We start from the raw sequence: 5580 nt of genomic DNA on the forward strand, positions 1-5580 counted from the left end.
CCGCGTCGATGTCTTCGAAAGCGATCTGCCCGGCATCCGCCTGGGCAGCGCCGTGCAGGTCGATGTGCCGCAGCTGCCCAAGCCCCTGACCGGCACGGTGCGCCACCTGGGCGCCACGCTGGACAAGGAATCGCGCCGCGCCTCCGTCATCGTGCAGCTCGATGCGCAAAACCCCGTGCTGCGCTCCGGCATGCAGGCGCGCGTGGGCCTGCAGGTCTCCAACGAGCACGAGATGCTGATCCCCGTGACGGCCGTGCTCATCAAGGATGAAAGCCGCAGCATCGTCTTCGTGCAGACCGGCGAGCTGCAGTTCGAGGCCCGCACCGTGGTGCTGGGCCGGCCCTCGCGCGGCATGGTGCCCGTGGTGTCGGGCCTGAAGTCGGGTGAGAAGATCGTCGTGCGCGGTGGCCTGCTGCTCGACGGCGCAGCCAGCCAGCTGCTCTGATCGCGGCAAGGAGTCCCATCAATGCTGCGTTCCCTGATAGCGTTTGTGGTGCACCGGCGGCTCGTCGCCCTGTGCGCCACCCTGATCATCGCCATCTATGGCGTGTATTCGTACCTGCACACGGCCATCGAGGCCTATCCCGATGTGACCAATGTGCAGGTGGGCGTGATTGCCCAGGCGCCGGGCCTGGCCCCCGAGGAGGTGGAGCGCCAGATCACCCAGCCGCTGGAGCGCGAGCTCAACGGCACGCCGGGCCTGGTGTCGCTGCGCTCGGAGAGCTACTTCGGCCTGGCCATGATCAACCTCGTCTTCAATGACGAGGCCGACAGCTTCCATGCGCGCGCCGAGGTGTCGCAGCGCCTGCCCCAGGCCAATCTGCCCGACGGCGTCACGCCCGAGATGGCGCCCGACTACACGCCGCTGGGCAAGATCTTCTACTACCGCCTGAAGAGCGACCGCCACACGCTGGCGCAGCTGCGCACCGAGCAGGAATGGCGCGTGGTGCGCGTGCTCAAGCAGGTGCAGGGCGTGGCCGACGTGGTCAGCATCGGCGGCTTCGTCAAGGAGTACCACGTCGAGGTCGATCCCGAGAAGCTGTATGCGCTGGGCCTGTCGCTGGAAGACGTGAGCGATGCCCTGTCCAAGTCCAACCGCAACGTGGGCGGCGGCCTGATGCGCCGCGGCGAGCAGTCGCTGATCATCCGCGGCATCGGCCTGCTGCGCACGCCGCAGGAGATCCAGGGCGTGGTCGTGGCCATGCGCGGCAGCGCGCCCGTGACCATTGGCGACGTGGCGCGCGTGGTGCAGTCGCACACGCCGCGCCAGGGCTCGGTGGGCATGGACGATGCCGACGACGTGGTCCAGGGCATCGTGCTGCTCAAGCGCGGCGAGAACCCCTCGGTGGTGCTGGACCAGATCCATGCCAAGGTGGCCGCGCTCAATGACGGCGGCCTGCCCGAGGGCATGCACATGGAGACCAACTACGATCGCTCCGATCTGGTCGGCCACACGCTGGGCACGGTGCAGCACAACCTGCTGTTCGGCGCCACGCTGATCGTGGGCGTGCTGTGGCTGTTCCTGCGCAGCCTGCGCGGCTCGCTGATCGTGGCCACGGTGATCCCGCTGTCACTGCTGGTGGCCTTCATCGGCCTGCACCTGCTGGGCATGCCGGCCAACCTGATCTCCATGGGCGCCATCGACTTCGGCATCATGGTGGACGGCGCCGTGGTGCTGGCCGAGAACATCATCCGCAACGCCCGCCTGCGCAAGCCGCAGACGCAGGCGGACATGCGCCACATCATCATCGACTCGGCCGTGGCCGTGGCCAAGCCCACGCTGTTCGCCATGGCCATCGTGATCGCGGCGCTGATCCCCGTGTTCTCGCTGGAAAGCATCGAGGGCCGCATCTTCCGTCCGCTGGCCATGACCTACAGCTTCGCGCTGCTGGGTGCCCTGGTCTTCGCCATGGGCCTGGTGCCGGCGCTGTGCGCGCTGTTCCTCAAGCCCCAGCACGTAATGGTGGAAGAGCCCAAGATCTTCGACCGCGCGCACCACGGCTACCAGCACTGGATCGGCAGCCTGCTGGGCGCCGGGCGGCGCCGTGTCATGGTGGTGGTCGCCTCGCTGGCCATCCTGGTGGCGGCCGGCCTGTCGGCCGCCTGGCTGGGCACGGAATTCCTGCCCGAGCTCGATGAAGGCGACGCCTACGTGCTGGTGCAGATGCCGGCATCGATCTCGCTGGAAAAGGGCCAGGAAGTGCTGCGCGACGTGCGCCTGCGCCTGAAGACCTTCCCCGAGGTCATCACCGTCACCACCGAGCAAGGCCGTCCCGAGTCCGGCACCGACAACGAGACGCTGAACCTGGCCAAGGTGCTGGTGCGCCTGAAGGGCCACGGCGAATGGCGCAAGGGCCTGACCAAGCCCCAGCTCATCGAGCAGATGCGCGCCACGCTCAGCGAGATTCCGGGCGTGTCGTTCAACTTCGCCCAGCCCATCCGCGACAGCGTGGAGGAATCGACGTCCGGCGCGCGCGGCCAGGTGGTGCTCAAGGTCTTCGGCCCCGACATTCCGCAGCTGCGCTCCATCCTGCAGCAGACCGTGGACCTGGTGAAGGACATCGACGGCGTGGTCGACCTGGGCCTGTACCGCGACGCGCCTGCGCCCCAGGTGCACGTGGAGTTCGACCGCCAGGCGCTGGCGCGCCAGGGCATTGCCATGGAGACCGCGCAAAAGACGCTGGAGGCGGCGCTGGCCGGCAACATCTCCACCACGCTGTGGGAAGGCGAGTACCCCGTGCCCGTGCGCGTGCGCCTGCCCTACGTGGACCGCATGGACGAGGAACGCATCCGCAACATCGCCATCCCCCTGCCCAATGGCGCTGCGGGCGGCTCGGTGCCGCTGCACTCGGTGGGCCAGGTGGCCATCAAGATCGGCAACTCCTCCATCTTCCGCGAAGGCAATGCGCGCTACATGGCGCTCAAGTTCAACGTGGAAGGCCGTGACATCGGCTCCGTGGTCAAGGACACGCTGGCCACGTTCAAGAAGAACGTGAAGATCCCCGAAGGCTACCAGGCCGTCTGGGGCGGCGAGTGGGAGAACCAGCAGCGCGCGGCCGCGCGCCTGAAGATCGTGGTGCCGCTGTCGCTGATCATCGTCTACGCCCTGCTGTTCGGCGCGCTGGGCCAGGCGCGCAGCGCCGGCATCATCTTGCTGTGCGCGCCCTTCACCATGGTGGGCGGCATCGCGGCCCTGCACTTGGCGGGCATCGAGCTGTCCATCAGCGCGGCCATCGGCTTCATTGCCTTGCTGGGGCAGGTGGCGCTGGCCGGGCTGCTGGTGATCTCGGCCGTGGAGGAGCTGCGACGGCAGGGCATGCCCATGATGCAGGCCCTGGTCGAGGGCGCTGCCGAGCGCATGCGCTCCATCGTGCTCGTGGCGCTGCTGGCGCTGCTGGGCCTGCTGCCCATGGCGCTGTCCACGGGCGTGGGCAGCGAGACGCAAAAGCCCTTCGCCTCCGTGATCGTGGGCGGCATGGTGGTGCTGCCCCTGGTGGCCCTGGTGCTGCTGCCCGTGCTCTATGCGCTGCTGGGCCCCAAGAACATGTTGACGCAGGAAGAACTCGATGAAAAAGAGTAAGCACCCCCTGAGCGGCTGCGCCGCTTCCCCCTCTCTCGCTTCGCGGGAGGGGGACGACGCCATCGCCGCGAGGCGGCTCTTGCTTGGCGTCTCTGATTTGGGCCGTGCCGGTTTTGCGGGTCGTTCACCTTATCGGGCCCTGTTTGTGGCTGTGGCGCTGTGCTGGGGGACGGGTTCTGCGCTTGCGCAGCAGGCTGTGCCCGCTGTGCCGGCCATCACTGCGGCGCCTGCCTCCGAGGTGGCTCCGGCGGCTGCGCCGCAGCAGCCGGTGGGGATGCAGGAGTATCTGCAGATGGTGGTGCGCAACCAGCCCCAGCTGGCTGCGCAGCGGCTGCAGATCGGGATTGCGCAGGCGGACAGCCGCACGGCGGCGGCGTTTCCCAATCCTTCGGCGTCGTACAGCAGCAAGCCGGGCGAGAAGCAGTGGGGCATAGAGCAGCCGCTGCCCATCTTCGGCCAGCGGCGCCTGCGCATGGAGAACGCGCGCAAGGGCGAGACGGCGGCGCGCGCCAATGTCGAGGTGGCCGTGGCCACCACGCTCAACGATGCAGCCACGGCCTTCATTGATCTGCTGATGACGCAGCAGCGCCTGAAGGTCTGGCAAGAGGCGCAGGAGGCCCTGAACAGCGCGGGCAATATCGTGCGCGGACAGATCGAGGCCGGTGCGCGCAGCCGCTATGACGGCGCGCGCCTGAGCCTGCAGCAGGCCCAGATGGCCATGCAGGTCAGCCAGGCCCAGTCGGACTGGCAGGATGCCGCCTCGCACGCCGCCGCCCTGGCCGCCCTGCCCCAGTGGGCACCGCGCGCCACGGGCAGCCTGCAGGCCGTTCCCGTGGCCCAGCTGTTGCACGAGCAGGAACTTTGGGAGGCCGCGCGCCTGCGCCTGCCGGCCCTGGTGGCCGCCCAGGCCGAGCTGGACCAGCTGCGCCACAAGGTCGAACTGGAACGCCGCGAAGCCCTGCCCACGCCCAGCATCAGCGTGGCGCGGGTGCGCAACCGGCTGGACGGCAACTACAACCAGATCGGCGTGTCGGTGGAGCTGCCGCTGTTCGATCGCCGCGAAGGCCCCATCGCGCGTGCCCAGGTGGAGGCCGAGCAGGCCCAGCTGCGCTACGACGCCGCGCTGATCGAGGCGCGTACCGAGCTGCAGCGCGCCATCAGGCAGCTGAAGCTGCGCCGCGATGCCGTGCGCGCCTACGAAAAGCAGGGCCTGGCCCAGATCGCGCCGCTCAACCAGATGGCCCAGGATGCCTACAAGCTGGGCCAGGGCTCCATCCTGGAGCTGATCGATTCGCTGGGATCGATCAACGAGCACCGCCTGGAGCACCTGGACCTGGTCAAGGAAATGATGCTGGCCGAGTGGCAGGTGCGCGTGGCCAGCGGCGATCTGCCGATGTGGGCAGCGCCCTGACGGTTTCATGCGGCGCGGTGCTCTGGGATGCCGCGCGGCCCTGCCCCTAGCTGGAAAGAGGTGGTCAACATGCCGGCACCCCCACCGATCTCGGCGGAGTCTGGCGCGCCGTATAGTGTCTGCCTCAGTTTCGAGTCAGGCCCTGCCGCCCGCATGTACCGCTATCTCATCATCGAAGACGACGCGCTGAACGCGCGCTACATCGCCGAAGGCCTGCGCCAGCAGGGCGCGCAGGTGGCGGTGTGCAGCGATGGTGTGCAGGGCATCGCCATGGCCGTGGGCGAGAGCTGGGATGTGATCATCCTCGACCGCATGCTGCCCAACGGCTTCGACGGCCTGCAGATCCTGCAGACGCTGCGCTCCATGGGCAAGCAGACGCCGGTGCTGGTGCTCAGCGCCCTGTCGGCCACGGACGAGCGCGTGCGCGGCCTCAAGGCCGGCTGCGACGACTACCTGACCAAGCCCTTTGCCTTCTCCGAACTCTCGGCGCGCCTGGAGGCCCTGGTGCGCCGCGCCCAGATCCCGGCCCCTGCGCGCGAGATGCGCCTGGCCGACCTGCGGCTGAACCTGCTCACGCGCAGCGCCGAGC

4 protein-coding genes are annotated in these 5580 nt (G+C 68.6%); all 4 read left to right on the forward strand.

Annotated features, from left to right (window positions below; genetic code table 11):
* On the forward strand, positions 1–445 hold a 445-nt coding region (locus tag L995_RS09360; RefSeq protein ID WP_047471179.1), incomplete at its 5' end, for an efflux RND transporter periplasmic adaptor subunit.
* Between the two features lie 21 nt (positions 446–466).
* On the forward strand, positions 467–3580 hold the full coding sequence (locus tag L995_RS09365; RefSeq protein WP_016447267.1) for an efflux RND transporter permease subunit: 3114 nt from the start codon (positions 467–469) through the stop codon (positions 3578–3580).
* A 196-nt stretch (positions 3581–3776) separates the two neighbouring features.
* Positions 3777–4991 carry a TolC family protein gene (locus tag L995_RS09370; protein ID WP_231574395.1) on the forward strand — a complete coding sequence of 405 codons (1215 nt, stop codon included), beginning with the start codon at positions 3777–3779 and terminating at the stop codon, positions 4989–4991.
* Between the two features lie 153 nt (positions 4992–5144).
* On the forward strand, positions 5145–5580 hold a 436-nt coding region (locus L995_RS09375), incomplete at its 3' end, for a response regulator transcription factor (protein ID WP_197065123.1).

Source organism: Delftia sp. ZNC0008 (genome assembly GCF_000799035.1).
Classification (GTDB): Bacteria; Pseudomonadota; Gammaproteobacteria; order Burkholderiales; family Burkholderiaceae_C; genus Comamonas; species Comamonas tsuruhatensis.